This window comes from Qingshengfaniella alkalisoli, assembly GCF_007855645.1.
Taxonomy (GTDB): domain Bacteria; phylum Pseudomonadota; class Alphaproteobacteria; order Rhodobacterales; family Rhodobacteraceae; genus Qingshengfaniella; species Qingshengfaniella alkalisoli.
In genome coordinates, this window is record NZ_CP042263.1 from 333,205 (window position 1) to 353,550 (window position 20,346).

At 59.8% G+C, this 20,346-nt stretch carries 20 protein-coding genes; 7 read left to right on the forward strand and 13 right to left on the reverse strand.

Annotation, left to right across the window (positions count from 1 at the left end):
• Positions 1-65 precede the first annotated feature (65 nt).
• The 3 genes from FPZ52_RS14815 to FPZ52_RS14825 are packed head-to-tail and all read right to left on the reverse strand — an operon-like array spanning position 66 to position 3,083.
• Complete coding sequence (locus FPZ52_RS14815) at positions 66-1,601, reverse strand: hypothetical protein (RefSeq protein WP_146366380.1); 1,536 nt, start codon at positions 1,599-1,601, stop codon at positions 66-68.
• Between the two features lie 50 nt (positions 1,602-1,651).
• Positions 1,652-2,059, reverse strand: a complete 408-nt coding sequence (locus FPZ52_RS14820; RefSeq protein ID WP_168201375.1) for a GtrA family protein — start codon at positions 2,057-2,059, stop codon at positions 1,652-1,654.
• Positions 2,060-2,066: 7 nt separating this feature from the next.
• Entirely contained in the window at positions 2,067-3,083 is a 1,017-nt protein-coding gene (locus tag FPZ52_RS14825; protein WP_146366382.1) for a glycosyltransferase family 2 protein, read from the reverse strand.
• Between the two features lie 302 nt (positions 3,084-3,385).
• Between FPZ52_RS14825 and FPZ52_RS14830 the strand changes: the two genes are divergently transcribed.
• The gene (locus tag FPZ52_RS14830) at positions 3,386-4,819 is read left to right on the forward strand and encodes an O-antigen ligase family protein (RefSeq protein WP_146366383.1); all 1,434 of its coding nucleotides are present in this window, start codon (positions 3,386-3,388) and stop codon (positions 4,817-4,819) included.
• Between the two features lie 60 nt (positions 4,820-4,879).
• Here FPZ52_RS14830 and FPZ52_RS14835 read toward each other — a convergent pair whose 3' ends face one another.
• Positions 4,880-5,650 carry a sulfotransferase family 2 domain-containing protein gene (locus FPZ52_RS14835; protein ID WP_146366384.1) on the reverse strand — a complete coding sequence of 257 codons (771 nt, stop codon included), beginning with the start codon at positions 5,648-5,650 and terminating at the stop codon, positions 4,880-4,882.
• A 188-nt stretch (positions 5,651-5,838) separates the two neighbouring features.
• Positions 5,839-7,260, reverse strand: a complete 1,422-nt coding sequence (locus FPZ52_RS14840; RefSeq protein ID WP_168201376.1) for an oligosaccharide flippase family protein — start codon at positions 7,258-7,260, stop codon at positions 5,839-5,841.
• A 607-nt stretch (positions 7,261-7,867) separates the two neighbouring features.
• Here FPZ52_RS14840 and FPZ52_RS14845 point away from each other — a divergent pair.
• From FPZ52_RS14845 to dhbA, 3 genes are read left to right on the forward strand one after another with little or no spacing between them, the layout of a single operon-like run.
• Positions 7,868-8,971, forward strand: coding sequence for an isochorismate synthase (locus tag FPZ52_RS14845; protein WP_146366386.1), 1,104 nt, complete (start codon positions 7,868-7,870; stop codon positions 8,969-8,971).
• A complete protein-coding gene (locus FPZ52_RS14850; protein ID WP_146366387.1) occupies positions 8,971-9,615 on the forward strand; it encodes an isochorismatase family protein in 645 nt (214 codons plus the stop codon). Before FPZ52_RS14845 ends, FPZ52_RS14850 begins: the two co-directional genes overlap by 1 nt.
• Positions 9,612-10,367, forward strand: coding sequence for a 2,3-dihydro-2,3-dihydroxybenzoate dehydrogenase (gene dhbA / locus FPZ52_RS14855; RefSeq protein WP_146366388.1), 756 nt, complete (start codon positions 9,612-9,614; stop codon positions 10,365-10,367). Before FPZ52_RS14850 ends, dhbA begins: the two co-directional genes overlap by 4 nt.
• Before the next feature lie 9 nt (positions 10,368-10,376).
• On the opposite strand, the gene FPZ52_RS14860 is transcribed toward dhbA, so the two are convergent.
• From FPZ52_RS14860 to FPZ52_RS14880, 5 genes are read right to left on the reverse strand one after another with little or no spacing between them, the layout of a single operon-like run.
• On the reverse strand, positions 10,377-12,263 hold the full coding sequence (locus FPZ52_RS14860; RefSeq protein WP_146366389.1) for a bifunctional sugar phosphate isomerase/epimerase/4-hydroxyphenylpyruvate dioxygenase family protein: 1,887 nt from the start codon (positions 12,261-12,263) through the stop codon (positions 10,377-10,379).
• A 12-nt stretch (positions 12,264-12,275) separates the two neighbouring features.
• Positions 12,276-13,550, reverse strand: coding sequence for a TRAP transporter large permease (locus FPZ52_RS14865; protein ID WP_146366390.1), 1,275 nt, complete (start codon positions 13,548-13,550; stop codon positions 12,276-12,278).
• A gap of 1 nt (position 13,551) precedes the next feature.
• Complete coding sequence (locus FPZ52_RS14870; protein ID WP_240804477.1) at positions 13,552-14,079, reverse strand: TRAP transporter small permease; 528 nt, start codon at positions 14,077-14,079, stop codon at positions 13,552-13,554.
• Between the two features lie 58 nt (positions 14,080-14,137).
• Positions 14,138-15,145, reverse strand: coding sequence for a TRAP transporter substrate-binding protein DctP (gene dctP / locus FPZ52_RS14875; RefSeq protein WP_146366391.1), 1,008 nt, complete (start codon positions 15,143-15,145; stop codon positions 14,138-14,140).
• 27 nt (positions 15,146-15,172) lie between these two features.
• Positions 15,173-16,075: a shikimate dehydrogenase gene (locus FPZ52_RS14880; RefSeq protein WP_276617460.1), complete on the reverse strand. Its 903-nt coding sequence runs from the start codon at positions 16,073-16,075 to the stop codon at positions 15,173-15,175.
• 125 nt (positions 16,076-16,200) lie between these two features.
• Between FPZ52_RS14880 and FPZ52_RS14885 the strand changes: the two genes are divergently transcribed.
• Positions 16,201-16,875 (forward strand): TetR/AcrR family transcriptional regulator, encoded by a 675-nt coding sequence (locus tag FPZ52_RS14885; RefSeq protein ID WP_146366392.1) that lies wholly within the window; start codon positions 16,201-16,203, stop codon positions 16,873-16,875.
• Between the two features lie 16 nt (positions 16,876-16,891).
• Here the strand turns inward: FPZ52_RS14885 and FPZ52_RS14890 are convergent, their stop codons facing one another.
• The 3 genes from FPZ52_RS14890 to FPZ52_RS18990 form a co-directional block, all read right to left on the reverse strand.
• Positions 16,892-17,338: a YaiI/YqxD family protein gene (locus FPZ52_RS14890; RefSeq protein ID WP_146366393.1), complete on the reverse strand. Its 447-nt coding sequence runs from the start codon at positions 17,336-17,338 to the stop codon at positions 16,892-16,894.
• Positions 17,339-17,362: 24 nt separating this feature from the next.
• Positions 17,363-17,704 carry a 5-carboxymethyl-2-hydroxymuconate Delta-isomerase gene (locus tag FPZ52_RS14895; RefSeq protein WP_146366394.1) on the reverse strand — a complete coding sequence of 114 codons (342 nt, stop codon included), beginning with the start codon at positions 17,702-17,704 and terminating at the stop codon, positions 17,363-17,365.
• 139 nt (positions 17,705-17,843) lie between these two features.
• The gene (locus FPZ52_RS18990; RefSeq protein WP_168201377.1) at positions 17,844-18,011 is read right to left on the reverse strand and encodes a hypothetical protein; all 168 of its coding nucleotides are present in this window, start codon (positions 18,009-18,011) and stop codon (positions 17,844-17,846) included.
• Positions 18,012-18,235: 224 nt separating this feature from the next.
• Between FPZ52_RS18990 and FPZ52_RS14900 the strand changes: the two genes are divergently transcribed.
• Both FPZ52_RS14900 and FPZ52_RS14905 read left to right on the forward strand, forming a co-directional pair.
• Positions 18,236-19,228, forward strand: a complete 993-nt coding sequence (locus tag FPZ52_RS14900; RefSeq protein WP_146366395.1) for an ABC transporter ATP-binding protein — start codon at positions 18,236-18,238, stop codon at positions 19,226-19,228.
• Entirely contained in the window at positions 19,225-20,319 is a 1,095-nt protein-coding gene (locus FPZ52_RS14905; RefSeq protein WP_146366396.1) for an ABC transporter ATP-binding protein, read from the forward strand. The genes FPZ52_RS14900 and FPZ52_RS14905 overlap by 4 nt, the downstream gene beginning before the upstream one ends.
• Positions 20,320-20,346: the final 27 nt, after the last annotated feature.

The following is a 20,346-nucleotide window of genomic DNA, read 5'->3' on the forward strand; positions in this document are numbered from 1 at the left end:
AATTCTCGGGCTAAGGCAGCAGCATAAGTGTATCGTAAACTGGACTCCCTTTCCCGGAAAACGTTTCACGGAGTGGTCCGGTAGATCGTCCAGTGCCCGGCAGCAGCCAATTGTCGCAACCCCTTTGGTGGCGCATCGGAAACCGGCTTGGGATCGCAGACAACGATGGTGTCGAAACCAGCAGCCTGCTGTGCCCGCAAGATGTCTGCGCGATCGTTTTCCGACGTGACGGTCCCCAAGGGTGCGTCGTCTGTCCGCAACTTCAACTTGGTTGCAGCGGCGAGCGGACCGTCGAGCATGAGCGGCTGTTGTGACGCAAAGGAAAACGTCGGGACTGCAGTGCCATGGTATAAAAGCAGAAGGAAAGACAGCGGCTTACAGGAAGTCAGCGGCGAATCGCGATGTCCGGTATCGCCAAAATACACCGGAACGGCCATCTGACCCGGCTCGATCCGTTCGATCTGGTGCAGATAGTCGCGATACACCTGCCCATCCTGTGCCCACCCAATCGTGACCAGAACCAGACGCAGACCGAAAAGGCCAGCCGCCGACATCGTGACATACTTGGCGATCGCAGGTGCCGTTGGACAGAGTCCCGCTGCCAGTAGCATAAGCAGAACCAACGGCATGCGGTCATCCAGATAGCCGACTCCGAAAAGATTTGGTGGCAACACAACAGCCAAAATGACCGCCAGAATGGCCGCCCCCCTTAACTTGTGGTCCAACCCCAGCGCGCCGCTGGCCAATCCGGCGAGGATGCCGCCCCAAAGCAAACATCCCAGCAGGCGATCAATGATCGGCCAACCACTGTCTGCAACACGCAGCGTATTGTCGATTCTCTGCACGATCTCATTGGCGATCTCGGACCACATGCGTCCAGCCTCTGCGTGGGCTGAAAGATTTGCAAAGGCTTGGGTAACGCCACCTTCAACCTCTGCCGTTGGCATCTGCATGAAAAGTAAAGCGGGCACCACGGCCAAGGCAACCAGACGAAAGACACGCCGCATAAGTGCCCTGGGTCGCAAATCTCGTGCTTCTATCGCAAGGGCCAGTTCCACCGTCCCGAGCAGCAGCCCCCAAAGCGCAAAGGCCAGCCCGTGAACGAAGAAAAGGGAAAGTCCCAGCAGAAAGGTAAGCATCCATTGCCTGCGCGGCGTATTGGCAAGGGCGATCCAGATCGCCAGACCAACCATGGCCAGGCCCGCACCCAGCAAAAAATTGGCAAAGCCCCAGATCAGGATATGACTGAACACCGCGATGCCAGCGAGGAAAACACAGATGGACGGTATCGTCCCGTGAACGACGCGCGCAAGCACCAGAATACCTGCGAACGGCACGATAACCGTCATCACCGCGATCAGCTTCGCAGCAATCAGCGGCGGTAAAAGTGCGATCAACCCGGTACCCAGAATGTCCATCCCCAGATTTGGCAGAAGCTGCCAGGCTGCGGTGTAGTTTTCGGCCAGCGCCGGGTCGCTACCGATATGCGCCAACACGAAATAGCGGGCAACATGAGCGTAGAAATCAGTGAAGGGCAGGACCGGTGTGACAAGAAACGGGACGAGACACAGGACACCAACAAAGATCGGCAGTCGTTCCATCAAGGCTCCTGTACGCCCGGCCCGGCCCGTCGAAGAGAATGCCCCGGCACTCATTTCGGCGGCTCGCCCGCGAAAACCCAGAATTTGCTGATCACGAAGGTCGCGATCGGTACAACGAGCAGCGCAACGACAAAGCCCAGTTGATAAGGTAAATCAAGAATATTGACCGTAACCGCCATGATACCGACATTGGCCAGCATCCCGCCAACCGCGGTGGATATAAATTTTTGCAAACGTGCCAGATTATGTGACGGGTTACGGAAAACCCAGTATGATTGGCCGAAATACGTCACCATCACCGCCACCAGAAAAGCCAACCCGTTGGCGATTGCCGCAGCAATTCCAAGTAGTTCTACAGCGGCCGTAAGCACAAGGAAATGTGTCGCAGTCGCCGAGACCCCGATGACGCCAAAGCGCAGGGCCTCTGCGCCCCAGACGCGGTGGTTCAGAAACGCCATCGGTTCGTCAACTCCGCCCGGCCACGACATTTTTCAACGACACGGTCTCGGCGGTATTCATCTGTGACGCGACGTGCTGTTCCTGCGCGTTCTCCGGTTCCAGGCCCGTTGTGGCCCCGACCAGATAGATAGGACGCTGCTTGACCTCGACATACAATCGCCCGAGATACTCGCCGATGATCCCCAGCGAAATCAACTGCACCGCCCCAAGGGTAAGAATGACCACCATGAGCGAGGCGTAACCGGGTACGTCACGTCCAAAAATCAGCGTCCGCGCCAGAATGATTGCCGTGTAGAACATCGCCCCCAACGCCACCGCACCACCGATATAGGTCCATATTCTGAGCGGCACGGTCGAAAAACTGGTGATCCCGTCCAGCGCGAAATTCCACAGCTTCCAATAGCTGAACTTGGTTTCTCCTGCCGCGCGGGCCGGGCGTTCATAAGGCACAGCGGCGGATTTGTAGCCAACCCACGAAAACAGCCCTTTCATGAAACGGTTGCGTTCGCGGAGCTTGAGAATGTCGTTCACGACCTTGCGGCTCATCAGCCGGTAATCCCCGGCATTTTCATCAATCGGATGCGCAGCCACATGGTTGAACAGACGATAAAACAATCCGGCAGATATACGTTTGGAGCCGGTATCGCTGTGACGGGCCACACGCTGCCCGAATACCACGTCGAAACCGTCGCGCCACAGGCGCACGAATTCGACGATCAGTTCCGGGGGATCTTGCAGATCGACATCCATAGGGATCACCGCCTCACCGGAACTGAAGTCGAGCCCTGCGGTCAGGGCAGCTTCCTTCCCGAAATTGCGGCTCAGGCGAACCAGTTTGACGCTCGGATCGCTCTCGTGCGCGGCGTGAATCACCGCGGATGTAGCATCCGTGCTCCCGTCATCCACAAAGATGATCTCGTAATCAAACGCCATATCGCCAAGAATGGGGTGAACCGTATCGAGAAACAATCCAATCGACTTTTCCTCATTCAGAACGGGGACTATGATCGAAATATCTGGCATCGGTAAACAAGCACTCGCTTTATCAAAACACGGCCAACCTGAATCTTTGGCAATCAGGCGCCCATTCACACTGCGCCAATAGTGACGTCAATACGTCGAAGGCTCAAGACATCCTTGCGATTTTGCTCGGCTACACGGCGTCTGGCATTTCGGAAGATACGGCAACTGTGAACCGCTAGGGCCAGGATCGGCGTATCCGACCTTTTCGTCGCTTGTGGACGCAGCCAGTCTTGCGGACTAAAGTCGCTGCCAGTTTAAGTGGCACTCTTTGTTGCCAGTGGAATCAGAGGTAAGTGCCCAGTATGGCCGTCGCGCACACTACTCGTTCGGCTCATCCCACGCGTGACACCGTCAGGCCGTCGCGTACACGCTCGTCGGCCTCCGAGGCCTCGGGTTCGCGGGCGCTTCTCGTGATAACGGTTCTGGCACTCATTACACCGATCAGCTTTGAGATCGGCAGCCTTTATATGCTTCCGTCAAGGCTTCTGTTCCTGTTCACCGTACCGTATCTCGTTGTTCAGACGCTCCGGGGTGCATATGGGCGGCTGATCTTCACCGATTTTGCGATCGCGTTCCACGTCTTGTGGATGATGATCACGATCGCAATTCACCACCCAAGCCAAGCAGTCACGTTCTCGGCATCTACGGCACTGGCGGTGCTCGGCGGATATCTCACGGCGCGGGCAACCATTCGCAACGTCAGTGACTTCCAGTTCTTCGCAAAATTCTATGCCACGGTTGTCATTTTGATGTTTCCGCTGGCGTTGACGGAGTCCCTCACGACGCAAATCGTACTCGCAAACTGGATAAATGCGCTCGACCTGTCCGGGATTAATACCATTCGTGATGTGAATTATTGCTGTCGTCTCGGTCTTGACCGGGCACAGGTGGCCTTTGTCCATCCGATTCATTTCGGGCTGTTCGCATCCGGTCCTGTCGCGATTTACTTTGTAGGGCTGCGAAACCAGCTGAATCCCTTCAGACGCACAGTGGCAACCCTTCTCATCATTGCCACCTGTTTCATGTCCGTTTCCAGCGGACCTTTCCTGACCGCAATTTTCCAGGTGATGCTGATAGGGTACATGATCATAACGCACAAATACGCTGGTCAGTGGAAGCTTCTGCTGTGGATGACAGCGGGTATGTATGCCGTGATCGAGGTCGCGTCCGACCGCTTCGGGCTATACGCCCTCGCGTCCCGGCTGGCTTTCAATCCCGGCACCGCGACGTTTCGGAAACTCCTGTTCGATATCGGTTCGGCACAGGTGGCACGGACACCAATCTTCGGATGGGGCTTCCACAGAATTCCGGGCATGCCGAACTGGATGCCCAGCACACTGGACAATTTCTGGCTCGCCCAGGCGGTATCTTACGGATATCCGGGTTTCATCTCCGTGATGGCCGCGTTCCTGTATTCCATGATCAGAGCAGGTCGTGGGCTGCTACAAAAAGGCTCCGATCTTTATAATGCGAGGGTGGGTTGGACCATTCTTCTGGTCAGCCTGTTGCTCAGCCTGTCAACGGTCACGATCTGGAACCAGTTGCACTCGGTCATCTTCCTGCTTCTCGGTGCCGGTCAGTTTCTATTCCTTACCTCTGAACCCGATGAAACCCGAACCGCTGACCAGACGCCGGATCGACCGCGTTCTCGCTATACGCGGTTCGCCGGAGAGCGCGGGAAATCGGCGAACCGCTCGACACCTGGCGACGGACAACGTGTCAGTCGCTCTCGTTGACCTGCCAGAGTTGGAGGTACCACGCTTGAGTGTGCGGTCGTCAAACCCATGCCGCGGCGATCACAAACCCAGCTTGGATCGAATCTTGCGAGAAACCTGTCGCAACGGATCATTGTGAGCTTTCAGTGCTGTATCGCGCTCCCGGATTTGCCGCGCCGAGAGTTGCGGCGCGGCAGTCTGCGGGAATTTCTGATCGACCTGGTAGCCGAACCGTTCAAAATCTGCCGCATATAGCCGAGAAATACGTTCCAGATCCAGATCACTCGGGAGAACCTGCTCGGTTTTCACTTTCACGTAACCGCCGCGCTCGTTGAAACGCGGCACAGCACGTGGCGCAGCTTCCTCACCCGTCAATTCATCGAACCACGCGACAAGCCCGTCGAGCCCGTGTTCCATGTGAAATATCCTGGCGTCATTCGGAACCAGATCGTTCATCGGACGAACATGGTTGTCATAGATGAATGGGTTTTCCGCCATCATGTCTGGCAGTTCCGCCAACCAATCCGAGAAGCCACCGATATTGCCTGAAATGCTGCTCTCGACCTCGAGCTGAAAATGATAAGCGCTCACGAGCCGCGCGACGGGATGGCGAACGATCGTAAAGGTCGCGTCGAAGAAATCGCGTGGAAACAGCCGCGACAGGCTGCGATTGTCAATATGCTGCGGTGATGACTTCGACCACGACGTGACCGGGTCATGCCGGGTGTGCATACTGTCCGAAAAAGCGATCTTTCCGAAGCGCTCCGACAGATACCATGCCACTGCCGTACCCCCGCATTTGGGAATATGAGCATAATAGACAAGGCGATCACCAGCTTTGAAAATCGGCATGACATACTCCGAGATACTGAATACGGCGCTGAGAATGATTTGCTTTATACGTGCTATGTCTCGCCGGGGAAGGGGCACCGACGACGAGTGCCATATTAGCCAGAACTTTCATGGGCATACAATATGATCATACCGCGCGCTCATACAAAGAGGGACCCGGATCCTGTTTACCTCGGAACGGCGGCATATTATGAACCGGCACCACGTCTTTTCAAGCTGCTTTTCAGATTGCCCCAGAAGTTCCGGCTGCAGGCCAGCAAAGCCAATGTCGCGAACACGGCTATCGTGCTAGCCACCGAAACGCCAACGTACCCCTTGGGCTCCTGCCATGTGGCGACAAGCAGGCAAATGATCGCCACAATCGCACACAGATATGGTGCCGACATTTCCCCGATCTGCCCGAGTCCGCTGCGTCGGTAGAGCAATGCGACCGATGCGGCAACACTGGCCATCTGTCCGATCGCACCAACGATTAGAACTTCGACAATCCCATAACCGGACATCGCAAGCGCGATGGCAACCGGAACGAACAGCACGCGCACGATGTTCGAAAGCAGCATGTTGATGGTGTTGGCACGAGACATCGCGATCGTCACGGTTGTTTCGCGAACAAATTGCAAGGAAAAGGCAATGCCGAGAAGGGCAACATAAGGCCCCGCCTCGGCGAACTTCTCGCCAAAGACCAATGTCAGGACGGCGGGACCAAGCAGGCAAAACCCGAGCATGGCAATCGCACTGCAGCACAAGCCCATCTGCAACAGAAAATTTGCATGCTTGTCGAAGCTCGCCGGACTATTCTGAAGCTTCGACAGCGACGGCAGAAAAAATGTCCCCGCCATCCGGCCCAGCTGTTGCATTGGAACCATCGTGAGCGACAGCGATGCACTCAGCAGGCCAAGCTCATACGCACCGTAGAAATTCGCGACGATCAGGCGATCACCCTGCAACACGACGAAGGTGATGATCCCCGCAAAAAAGAGTGGCCAACCGAACCGGAAGCCCAACCGAGCGATTTCGGGGTTCCAACGTACTCGGTAGGGGGTAGTCGCCACCATATGGCTGATCACGACATAGGCTAGCGTTTCAACAACATAGACGCCGATCATGACCCTGAAATCGCCCAGCCACAGATATAGCGGCCAAAGTGTCGCCAGCGACAGCACCAGGGACGCCATCTGGATCTTCAACTGCAGGCCGAAATTCATCTTCCGTTGAAGCTGGACAGGTTCGGGATGCGTGAGCCCCTGGATAAGCGGAACAAGCGCCATGCACCGATAGGCCCAACTGTATTCGGAAAGACCCATCAGCGTCGCGATGGGTCCAGCGGCCAGAAACAGCAGCGCAGCGATCAGCAGGCTGCGAAGCAGGTTCAGCATCTTGATGGCAGCAAGAAATTCCGGATCGTCACCTGCCTCATGCTGCACAAGCAGCTTGCCAAAGTTGAAGTTGGTAAAAAGCTGCAACAGGCTGATTGCCACCATCAGCGTCGAGGCGATCCCGAAATCCGCGACTGACAGCAGACGCGCCACCAGAACGTTACGGACAAACCTCAACACGAAATTGCACCAAGACCCTGATATGAATGTCAGTGCAGTCTTAACCGGATTCACGATACGTACTTCCTCAGCAACCAATCGAACTCGGCCAAGGTTTAACACAGCATCAATGATACAGATGCTCACCCGGCGAGAAATACTTGTAGCACCGGCAGATAGGAGAAACGGGGGAACCTGTGAACCACCAAAATACGATTTCTGCGGGGTTCGCGTAAGGTCCAATCTTGCAAGAAACAATTGTGACCCCTGCTGCCACGCCAGATCCTGCTCATGACATCCTTTCGTCGCAAGGAAATCGGCCACTGTCGGCAATACTCAGAAAGGCGCGCTCAAACCCGCCGCTACTCGGCCCCCGTCCAGTTGACCCTGTCTTCACGGGATCGCTCAAGGGTACCAGGCAGTCGATAGCCCGGCTTGACCGGTTAGACGCGGTGCCTATGTCGATATCGGCACTTGGTCCTGTCGAGATTCGTTCGATCCGCGAACCCAATTTTCTCTTGTGGGCTTTGCAGTCTTGAACCGGACCGAGACAAGCATCGGTCTTGGCAAGATCCCGACTTGCAGTCATCACTTTCTGGTCATAGGAAGGCGACGAGCCAGCGGTCCCGGTGCGCGCCAGCCATTCACTCCAATTCGGCTGGAATGGACCGAGAGGCTGGCAATGACCCATCATGATCAGGATTTCGCGCAGCGGCGTGCAGGCGCGGCCGCGCCGCCCCCGTTCGAGTTCCGGGTGAAAGGCCGCCGTCTCGTGAGCACGGATACGCAGCCTGTGGATCTTGCCACGGTCAATGGCTTGAAAACGGGCGAAATCATCGCCGGTGCCCTCCCCTTCGAGGACTCCCACCCTGCCCGCCTTTGGCGCGGCATGGTGCAGGAAAAACCGGACATCACTTCGCCTATGCTGCCCGACTATCGCTGGATTCTTCGAACCGAACCGGAAGGCACGGATTATATCCGCGCGGTTCAACAAGCGGTCGGGCAAATGCAGGCATCCAATCTGCAGAAGGTGGTGCTGGCACGAACATTGCTGGCCCGCGCCGACCGCAACATCGACTTGCCCGCCCTGCTGACCCGGTTGGCGGCGGACGAAAACGCGACGGCGTTTCTGGTGCAGCTTTCGGCACAGACATGGCTGGTCGGAGCGACGCCTGAATTGCTTGTCGAGACATCAGGCCGCACGATCCGGTCCTTTCCGCTGGCCGGGTCACTGCCGCGGCAGGCGGACGCCCAAGCCGACCGGACGGCAGAGAAATCCCTGCAAGCCTCGGTCAAGGATCTGCACGAGCATCGCTTCGTGGTCGAACACATCATGGACACGCTCGCCCCGCATTGTACCGACCTGCGAGCACCGGATGGAACGGCGACGACCTCCACCCGGACCATGTGGCATCTGGGGACACGGATCGCAGGCGTGCTGAAGGCTGATGGCCCTTCATCCCTGGAACTGGCTCAACTTCTGCACCCGACCCCTGCAGTGTGCGGTGTGCCGCGAGCGGCCGCAATGGATGTGATCCGCCGGTCCGAGCCTGTCCGGCGTGACTATTACGCGGGCTGTGTTGGCTGGTGCGACGGGCGCGGCGACGGGGCATGGCATGTGTCCATCCGTTGCGCTGAAGTGTCTGGTCGCGACGCCCGGCTTTATGCCGGTGCAGGCATCGTCGCCCAATCCGACCCGCAATCCGAACTGGTCGAGACGCGCGCCAAATTCGGTGCATTGCTGGCGGCGCTCGGCTGCGAGATCACCGTCCACAAGGACATCTGATGACCCAATCCCGCCGCCTGCCGACAATCGCGCCCTACCCTCTGCCGCGCCGCGATGAACTGCCCAAATCGCGGGCGTCCTTCACGCTGGATTCGTCTCGCGCGGTTCTGTTGATCCACGACATGCAGAAGTATTTCTGCGCCCCGTTCGAGACATCGCAATCACCGCTCGCGCCGGTTGTTGAAAATATCGCGGGCCTCGCCGCCAAAGCCCGCGCGACTGGCGTGCCGGTCTTCTACACCGCGCAAGAGACCAATCAGATCCCCTGCGATCGCGGGCTGCAGGCCGATCTGTGGGGGCCGGGCATGTCAGACGAGGTCGCGCATCAGCCGATCATCGATGATCTGGCGCCCCAGCCGCAGGATTTCCAGCTGGTCAAACACCGCTACAGCGCGTTTCAGCGCAGCAACCTGGAGCCGATGATGCATGCCCGTGGCCGTGACCAGATCATCATCTGCGGGATCTATGCGCATATTGGCTGCCTGCTGACCGCCGCCGACGCCTTCATGCGCGACTTTGAGCCGTTCTTCATCGCCGACGCGCTGGCCGATTTCTCCCGCGACAAGCATGACATGGCGCTGTCCTATGTCGCGCAGGTCTGTGGCGTCCCCCTGATGGCCCGGGATGCGGAGACGTTGCTATGACATTCGGTTTGCATGGAAAGCGTGTGCTTCTGACCGGCGCGGGAGGCGGGATCGGCCACGCTGTCGCCAGCGCCTTCCATACCGAGGGCGCGCATGTCATCGCCACCGACAGGGACCGTCCCACCGAATTGCCCGACGCGATCCGACGCGAGGCCATGGACGTCACCGACAGCGCGGCGGTTGACCGTCTGGTGACACGGATCGTGGCCGAGGACGGCCCCATCGACATCGGACTCAGCGTCGCGGGCGTTTTGTCCACGACACGCGTTCAGGACACCAGCGACGCGGAATGGCGGCGGGTCTTCGCCGTCAACACCGATGGCGTGTTCCATCTGTGCCGGGCCCTGGCCCGCGTCATGCAGCCACGCGGCAAGGGCGCGATCGTTGTGGTCAGTTCCAACGCGGCGGGCATCCCGCGTCACGCCATGGCGGCCTATGCCGCGTCCAAGGCCGCAACGACGATGTTCACCCGCTGTCTGGGGCTGGAGCTCGCCCCACACGGCATACGCTGCAACATCGTCGCGCCCGGATCGACCATGACGCCGATGCAGACGGGCATGTGGCCGGATGAACATGGCGGGGCAGCCGTTATTCGCGGGTCGCTCGAGACCTTCAAGTCCGGCATCCCGCTGGGCAAGATCGCCACGCCGGAAGAAATCGCCGACGCGGTGCTGTTTCTGGCCTCTGACCGCGCCAGCCACATCACCATGTCGGATCTGTATGTCGATGGCGGCGCGACGCTGCGGGGATAATCCCGCGCGTCAGGCTTGCGGCATACCCTTGGGTCGCCCCAACCGCTTTTGCGCAGCGATACGAAACGGCGCGTTCGCCGCACCGAACCCGCGATAGCCGGGGGCACGCTGCACGATTTCGAAGAACACGCCTCCCGTCAGCCGACGGGAGTAGAGTTGAAAGAAAGTCTCGCCATTCTCGATGTCATACAGGATATTTCCCTGCCGCAACTGATCGAGCAGCCCGTCAGGCAATTCGAACCGCGCGGCCAGATCGTCGTAGTAGTTCGCGGGCATGGGCAGCGACTCGAACCCGCGTTCTGCCAAGACCTTCGCGGTGGCGAATATGTCCTGCGTGGCCAGCGCAATGTGCTGGACCGACGCGCCGAAACTGTCGGTCAGAAAGCTGCCAGCCAACGTGCGATGTGTCTCGGCGCCGTTCAGCGTCACCCGCAGCGCCCCATCCGGCGCTTCAACCACCTGACTGCGCACCAGCCCGTCAGGGTCGATCACATCGACCATCGGCGATTTCTGCATGTCGAACAGCGAGGTGTAGAACAGCGTCCAGCTTAGCATGTCCTCGTAGCTCATCGTCTGAGCCAGGTGATCCACTCGCGTCAGACCCGCACCGTCCGTGTCCTGCGTCACCGTCTCGAATTCCACATCCCAGACCTGGTCCAGCCCGGTTTCCGCGTCGATGAAATGCAGCACGGAACCGCCAAGGCCGCGAATGGCAGGGATTTCCATCTCGCCCGGCCCGATAGGTTGGAAGAAGGGGCTGGACCCCAGCCCCGTGGCGCGCGCGACCGTTTCGCTGGCGGAGCCGACATTCAGCCCGATATCGCACACCGTCGTGCCGCGCGCGTTCCAGGTATGCGCGGCGTGGCCCTCGGACTGGCGGTTTACCACGATGCGAATGTCATGCTGTTGCCACAGGTCGATATCCTTGTTGCGGTGACGTCCCGCGCGATTGAAGCCCAAGCATTGAAGCTGGCTGGCCAGTTGGTCGGCATCGTCACCGCGTGCGGCGAACTCGACAAAGGCCACACCTTCAATGCCCACGCGCGGTGGCAGCACCGGAAGGGCTTGCGTGGTTTCCGGCTCCGCCCGGCGCACATCGTCCATCAAGGAGATCAGCGACCGGTACCCATCCTTGGCGATCATCCCCGCATTACCGCCGCGAAACTGGTCGTTGAAAATTTCAAGGCTGATCGGACCCGCATAGCCCGTCGCCATGACCGCCCGCATGAAGGCCTGCACATCCAGATCGCCCTCGCCCGGCATGTTCCGGAAGTGACGCGACCAGTACAGCAGATCCATCTCGATCAGCGGCGCATCGGCAAGCTGGACGAAGAACACCTTGTCCCCGGGAATGGCGCGGATCGATTCCGGGTCGATCTTGCGGCCCAGCGAATGGAAGCTGTCGAGGATCAGCCCGACATTCGAGTGATCCGCCCGGCGCACGATTTCCCACGCATCTCGGTGATCGTTCACATGACGGCCCCAGGCCAATGCCTCGAACCCGATCCGCAGGCCACGCGACTTGGCAATCTCTCCCAGCTCCGCCAGATCATCGGCGGCGCGGTCGATCCCACCGAGGCTGCGCGGATGCACCGACGAGCAGATCAAGATCAGGTCGGTGCCCAGTTCTTGCATGACGTCGAACTTGCGTTCGGCGCGCTCAAACGCCTTGGCACGCAGCGGTTGCGGCAGGCACTCGAAATCCCGAAACGGCTGGAACAGGGTGATGTCGAGGCCATGGTCGCGGATCATCCGGCCCACGTCGCGCGGGCCGCCGTCATGCGCGATGAAATCCTGCTCGAAAATCTCGATGCCGTCATACCCGGCCTCGGCGATGGCCGTCAGCTTTTCGGGCAAGGCGCCGGAAATGGATACCGTGGCGATGGAAGTTTTCATAAGTTCACTCCGTCAGTAGCCCAAGGTGCGCGGCAGCCATGTCACCGTTTCCGGCACGAAGGTCAGGATGATCAGCACCAGAACCTCAACGAAGAAGAAGGGCAGGATCGACCGGGTCAGGCGCGCCATACCAACCCCCGCCACCCCTTCGGCGACGAACAGGCACAGCCCCAAGGGCGGCGTAATCAGACCGATCATCAGGTTGAAGATCACGAGGATACCGAAATGCACCGGGTCGACACCCATCCCCACCGCGATGGGATGCAGGATCGGCACCAGCACCAGCATGGCGGCGATGCCTTCCAGAAACAGCCCGACAAACAGGAACAGCAAGATCACCGCGATCAGGAAGGTCGTCCGACTGTCCACATTGGTCAGAACCCAGTCGGTCAGCATGTTGGGCACGCGGTTATAGGTCAGCAACCAGTTCGCCGCCGCCACCGCCGCGATGATGATCAGGATGACTGCGCTGTCCAGCATTGCATCGCGGAAGATACGCGGCAGCGAGGACAGCTTGATGTTACGATAGACCAGAACGCCGAGCACCAGCGCATAGGCCACGGCAAAGCTCGCGGCCTCGGTCGGCGTGACGACGCCCGCGAGGATCGAGCCCACGACGAAGACTGGCATCAACAGCGGCAGGATGCCTTCGAACACGGCCTGTCGCGCGGGTTTGGTCACCAGATCGCTGGCCTCGTACCCCGGTTTGATCTTGACCGTCAGCATGACATAGACCGACAGGAACACCGCCAGAAGGAGGCCGGGGACGACACCGCCCATGAACAGTGCGGGCACCGACACGCCGGACACGATCAACGCATAGATGATGACGGGGATGGATGGCGGGATGATCGGCCCGATGACCGAAGACGCCGCCGTCAGCGCCGCCGCGAAGCTGCGGTCATAGCCGTGCTTTTCCATCTCGGGGATGAACACGCGACCGATGGCCGAGGTATCCGCAACCGCCGATCCCGACAGCCCCGCAAAGATCACCGACGCCCAGATATTCACCAGCGCCAGCCCGGCACGCAGACGGCCCACCAGCACATTCGCGAAGGCGATGATGCGGCCCGTGATGCCGCTTTCGTTCATCACCTCGCCCGCCAGAACAAACAGCGGAATGGCCAGCAGCGGGAAGGAGTTCAGCCCCTTGAACATCTCCGCCGCGACGATGCGCAGCGCATAGGGTGCCTCGCCCATCGCCATGAAGCTCAGAAGCGTCGCGATGATCGCGATGGCGATGGGGACACCCGCGACCAGGCCCAGTATCAGGATTGCATAGACCATATCAGTTGGCCCCCATCGTCTTGATCCGCTCGATCAGTTTGAACAGCGCCGCGACCGCCAGAAGCGCACCGCCTATGGCGATGGCGTATTGCCATGTGCCAAGCTTGCCGACCCATTCCAGCGCGGTGATCCCCGTGGCGTTGGCCAGCCGGTCGGCGGTAGATTTCAGGCCGGACGAATCCAGCCCACCCCGGCGCAGTGCAAAGACATGCCCTGCATAGGCCAGCGTCAGCCCCGACACGATTGTCAGGACATCGACTGCTGCGTAAAGCCGCTGCCGCACACGTTCGGACAGCAGATCGACGAAGATCGAAAATCGGATGTGCTGATCGTTCAGATAGCCGAGCGCGAGCGCCAGCATCACGCCATAGATCGTCAGATAGATGGGCAGCTCCTCTCCCCAGGGCACCGATTGGCCAACCAGATAACGGCGGGTCGAGTTCAGGAAGATGATGGTAAAAACAAGAGCCATCGACAGCCCGGCCCCGAATCCCAGGCACTGGCGATAGATGCGGCTTAGACGATCCAAGACGGGTCCTCCGGTTCAAACCGGACCGGGATTTCCGGTCCGGCCTGTCAGCTTGCTATCAGTTTGTGGATTGCGCGACGGCGTCATTCAGACGGTCGATCCATTCAGCGTCATCGCCAAGTTCGCCGCGCAGGTATTCCACCACCGCGGGTTGTGCATTATCGGCAAATGCCTGCAGCTCTTCGGCGGTCGGCGAATAGACCTGCATGCCTTCGTCCTGCACCTTCTTCACGCCCTCGGCGGTGTTCCACTGCTGGATCGCGCGGCCCATCGTGCCGGCAACACGCGCGGCCTTGGCCACGATTTCCTGCTGCGCGGGTTCGAGCGACTGGAAGAATTCGTCCGAAACGACGATGAAGTCGGCCGCATACACATGACCGTCCAGCGTCATGTATTTCTGCAGCTTGTGCAGGCCATTGTTGTAGATCACGCCAACCGGGTTTTCCTGCCCGTCGACAACGCCCGTGGACAGGGCATTGGGCAGTTCCGTCCATGCAATCGGGGTGGGTTCGCCGCCCAGACCTTCGACCATCTCGACATAAAGCGGGATGGGCTGCACACGGAACTTGAGGCCTTCCATATCGGCGGGGCTGCGGATTTCGCGCGTGTTGTTGGTGAAGTTGCGGAAGCCCGTCTCGCCATAGGCCAGCGTGCGCAGGCCGGTCTGGTCAAGGCAGTGGTCGGCCAGCGCATCGCCGAATTCACCGTCCAGCACGTCCCAAGCGACCGTGGCAGAGGAGAACATGTAAGGAATGTCCAGAACCGACGCCGCCGGGCAAACTTTCGACATCGCGCCGGACACCAGGACCACCTGCGTCAGACCTTCCTGCGCCTGCGCGACCAGCTCGTCTTCATTTCCGAGCGCGCCGGCAGGGAAGACTTCCACCGTCATGTCGGATTCGCCTTCGACGATGTTCTTGAATATCTGCGCGGCGGCGCCCTTCTTCGACCCCTGCCAGTCATCGGGATCGACATGTGCCACCCGGATAGTCTGGGCCTCGGCCACTGCCGACAACCCCAGGCCGAACGCGGCCGTCAGAGCCAAAGTCTTGAATTCACTACGCATTGGTAACCTCCCTTATTGCGTTAGTCATCAAGTGAAAGCCTTCGCTTCCACGTCGAAAGAATCGAAAGTCGCCTTCATCCGCCCTGGCTTGGCCGCGCGGCCCGTGAACAGTTCGAACGCGCGCACAGCCTGAAACACGGCCATGCCGGATCCGGGCAGAACGCGACAGCCCACTTCGCGCGCGGCGCGCAGCAGCTCCGTTTCCAACGGGAAATAGACGATATCCGCGACCCACATCCGCGCATCCAGAAGGCCGGTTGGAAAGGCCGATCCCGGCAGCTTCGCCATCCCCATCGGCGTGGCGTTGACCACACCGTCGGGCCTGTGTTTGGCAACCAGCGCCTCGATGTCTGTGACCGGGTTCAAGACCATCTGCGGACGGTTCGCGCCAAGCTGGTCGCAAAGACGCGCGGCGCGATCAGGGTCGATATCGAACACAGACAGCCTAACCACACCGCAATCAGCCAGCGCATGCGCCACGGCGACACCTGCACCGCCCGCACCCAGCAGCAGCACATCCCGCACCGCCGCACCGTCCAGCCCGCGTTTGAAACTTTCAGCGAATCCCCAAAGATCGGTGTTATGGCCGACGCGCTTGCCGTCCTTCAGCACAACCGTATTCACTGCGCCGACAGCCTTTGCATTCGCCGACAGCTCATCCAGCAGCGGAATGATCTCGATCTTGTAGGGATAGGTTACGTTCAGCCCGCTGAACCCAGTCGCCTCCGCCATCCGCAACATCTGGGCCAGCGACAAGTCGCAACGTTCAGGCGCATCCATATCCAGAAGCTTGTAGACACCGCAAACACCTTGGGCCGCCGCTTCCGCCATATGCATGGCGGGCGTGCGCGATTGCGAAATACCGCGCCCGACCAGCCCCATCAGAACGGTATCGGATTCATGCGCCCTAACGGCAGTGGCTGTGATCACGCGGCTCCTCCCAAAGCATATGGCTTCTCGATTCGAGTCTACAATGAACCATACGGTTAATTCGGTCAACAGAATTGAACCGCCGGGTTAATTGTGTAAACTGATCCCGCGTAACGGAGGAGCGGATGAACAAATCAGAAAAGCGGGGCAAACCGCCAAGGGGATGGAAACAGGATCCCGAAGCGGTGCGTGCCGACATCCTGGGAGCCGCCCGCACCGAATTTGCCCGCCACGGCCTGTCTGGAGCGCGCGTGCAAAACATCGTGGAACGGACCCAGACCTCCAAGCGCATGATCTTCTACTATTTCGGGGATAAGGAATCGCTCTACCGCGCAGTGCTCGAAGAAGCCTACCGCGAGGTCCGACAGGGCGAGGCGGAGCTTGATCTAGGCGATCTTCCGCCCGATCAGGCGCTGCGACGATTGATCGAATTCACCTTCGACCACCATCGTGCGAATCCCGAATTCATCCGCCTGGTGATGATCGAGAACATCCATGAAGGGCGCCACATGGAGGGCATGGAGAGCCTGCAACTGGCCAACACCTCCGCGATCCGGACACTGGAACGAATCTGCTCGGCGGGCGTGGAGGCCGGATTGTTCCGCAAGGACGTGTCTGCGCTCCAGGTCCATTGGCAAATCAGCGCGGTCAGCTTCTTCAACGTCTCAAACCGCGCGACATTCGAGATCATCTTCGGCGCCGACCTGTTCGAAGACAGCCAGCAAATCTCGCTACGCGAACGCATCGTGGACAGCATCCTGAAATCCGTTCTTGTTTCCGCCGCCGGCGGCGCAGCGTGAAGCTGACAACCGCTCGTCAGTTCCTGAACGTTAGCGCCTGATCCAGAGCTTGCAGAAACCGCGCCCTGTCGGCCTTGCCGAACGCGCGTCCGCCACCCTGATGAAACGGGTCCGCCGCGCGAATGTCGCTCATCAGGTCGCGCGTGGCGAGGCGCGGACCGATATTGGCAATGCTCAGAACCTCGCCATTGTGCTGTAAAACCTTCGCACCGGCCTTCAGGCATTTGTCGGCCAGCGGCAGATCGGACGTCACCACCACATCGCCCGTCGTGCAATTGTCCGCGATCCAACGATCGGCCATGTCCGGGCCTTCATCCACGATCTTCAGGAACACCAGTGGGTTGGGTGACGGCCTCAGCCCACCATTGCAGACCAGCACCATCGGAACCTTCAGCCGGGTGGCGACGCGCTCGGCCTCGGCCTTCACAGGGCAGGCGTCGGCGTCGATGAACAAGGTGGTCACAGGCAGGCTCCGGTCAGTGTCGGTCTAAAGCAGGCGCCGCGCATAGGTCGTGCGTGTCATTTCGAGATCCTGCACGGTCAGGCTTCCGACATCGGGAAGCTGTTCGGCCAGAACGTCCAGAATAACCTGGTTGAGCCGCTTGCGCGTGTCCTCGTCGCGCCCACCCATCAGCATCAGCGTAGCATGGGCGAAGGTTTGCGGTTCCGTGCCGATGTGGAAGAACTCCGCAGCCGTCGCACGCACCTTGATGGCGGGCGCGTCGAAATCGTCTTGGCCGGCAAGCGCATCGAACAAGCGCTCGCATAGCGCTTGCATATCGTGGCTGTCTTCGAGACCCTTGGAAAACTCGACTCTGACATGCGGCATGAATGGCGACCCCTGTAGAACGCTTCGTTGGAACTGGTTGATAATCCGCCCGGCACGACGGCACCAGCCCCGATCTCGTGCACCGGACGATCGGTTCCGCGCCCGATGCTTCCCGTTGTGCGTCGCGCCTTTCGGCCATCTATAGCAAGCCGTTACGCATCAGCACGTCAGGTTCAATCTCTTCGTTTTCAAACCAGGTCCCGTCGGCCAGTTGGAAGCCAAGCCCGGGCACATGGTAGAGCATAAGGGCGTCAAGCGGAGAAACTTTCGTCACGGCGGTGCCCGTGCCCGAAATGCAGTCGCGCATGATCAGGCTGATCTCTTTCTGTTTCTAGAGCATCGGCAACACCGACCCGCCCGAATAGCTGGCCCTACTCTGCAAAACGACCAAAAATTAGTCAGCCCTTACGACCAGTCTTACAAAATCCGCGATCAGCCTTTGACATTCTGCAAGATTCGTTCTTCAAGGTGAACCAAAGTTAAAGTGGTTTGCCTATTGGTTTGCCATCCGACCCGAAAGAATACCCGCCGATGAATACGCCCGAGCCGCTTCTGTCAGTCAGGGATCTGAGCTTCCGCTTTGCGGGAATGGAAAAGAACGTCGTCGAGGATTTCGGCTTCGACCTCGCGCCCAACGAAACGCTCTGCATCGTCGGCGAAAGTGGTTGCGGCAAAAGCGTCACGGCGCTGTCGATGATGGGACTGTTGCCGTCCGATGTCACCAACATTCGATCCGGCCAGATCACGTTTGAAGGGAGCACCTTCAGCGCGGATGATACGGGCAGACTGGCGGAGTTGCGCGGCGACCGGATCTCGATGATCTTCCAGGAACCGATGACATCGCTTAACCCCGCCTTCCGGATCGGGGACCAGATTGCCGAAGCCGTGCAGTGCCACCGCAACTGCAGCAAGGACGAGGCGCTGGATCTGGCACTGCAAATGCTGCGCAAGGTGGGCATTCCTGCGGCTGAGCAGCGGCTGAAAGAATATCCGCACCAACTGTCCGGCGGCATGCGCCAGCGGGTTATGATCGCAATGGCATTGGTCAACGACCCCGCCGTTCTGATCGCGGATGAACCGACCACGGCGCTGGATGTAACCATTCAGGCCCAAATCCTTGACCTGATTGCGGATCTTCAGCGCGAAACCGGCATGGCGACCATCATGATCACCCATGATCTGGGCGTGGTGGCAGAAATCGCCACTAAAATCGCGGTGATGTATGCCGGCCATATCGTCGAGTTCGGCACCGCCAAGGACATTTTCGAAGATCCGCAGCACCCCTACACCATCGGCTTGATGAGCTCGGTGCCGCGTCTGACCGGCCCCCGCGAGCGGCTGTCCACCGTGCCCGGTCTGGTACCTACCATCGCCACCATGCCTGACGGGTGCCGGTTCGCCTCGCGCTGTCCCTTCGCACAACCGGTGTGCAACACCCGCCCGCCTCTGACCGATCTGACCGCAGGCCATGGTGTCGCCTGCCATTTCGCGCCGCTGGAAGACAAGCTGGAGCAATGCGCATGACGCAGACCATCCTGAAAGCCGACAATCTCGTGCGCCACTTCAATGTGGGCGGTGGGTTCCTGCGAAAGGGTGCCACGGTGCGTGCCGTGGATGGCGTGTCGCTCGATGTGAAGCGCGGCGAAACCTTTGCCATCGTGGGGGAAAGCGGCTGCGGCAAGTCCACCCTGGCACGGCTGTTGATGCGTCTGCTGTCGCCGACATCGGGTGCGGTGGAATTCGACGGCACGGATATTTCCGGCACCAGCGGCAAGGCGCTGGCCGATCTGCGCCGTGACATGCAGTTCGTGTTCCAGGACCCGTTTTCGTCGCTCAACCCCCGGATGACCGTTGGCAAGCTGATCGGTGAACCGCTGGAAACCCACGCGCCCGACATGGACAGCGCCGCGCGCCGGCAGAAGGTGGCGGAGTTGCTCAACCTCGTCGGGCTCCGGCCAGAACATGCCAACAGGTATCCGCATGAATTTTCCGGCGGTCAACGCCAGCGGATCGGGATCGCGCGTGCGCTGGCTTCCGGCCCGAAGCTCATCATCGGGGACGAACCCGTATCCGCGCTGGACGTGTCGGTGCAGGCGCAGGTCATCAACCTGTTGCAGGATCTGAAGGACGAGCTTGGCCTGACGCTGGTGATCATCGCACATGATCTGGCCGTCATCCGGCATATGAGCGACCGCGTCGCCGTCATGTATCTGGGCCAGATCGTCGAGTCCGGCCCGGCAGAGGTCGTGTTCGACAGCCCCAAGCACCCCTACACCATGGCGCTTCTGTCCGCGATCCCGGAACCCGTGCATGCCAAGCCTGCCAATCGGATGCCACTGACGGGCGAGACACCCAGCCCCGCCAATCCGCCAAGCGGCTGCCGTTTCCATACACGCTGCCCCTTCGCACGGTCCGATTGCGAAACGCGCGCCCCGCAGCTTGAACAAGCCGACGGGCAACAGGTCGCGTGCCACTACTGGGCGGAAATTGCGGCAGATCGTCAGAATGAAACGCGACAGGCCGCGCCGGCACCTTCGGCCAATGTCCAACGCCGGTTCGATCTGTACCGCGCGGCAACCCGACAAGAAGAAGCGGCGGTCAACACCGCTCCCTGAACCGAAAGTCCAACCAAAGAGGAACGA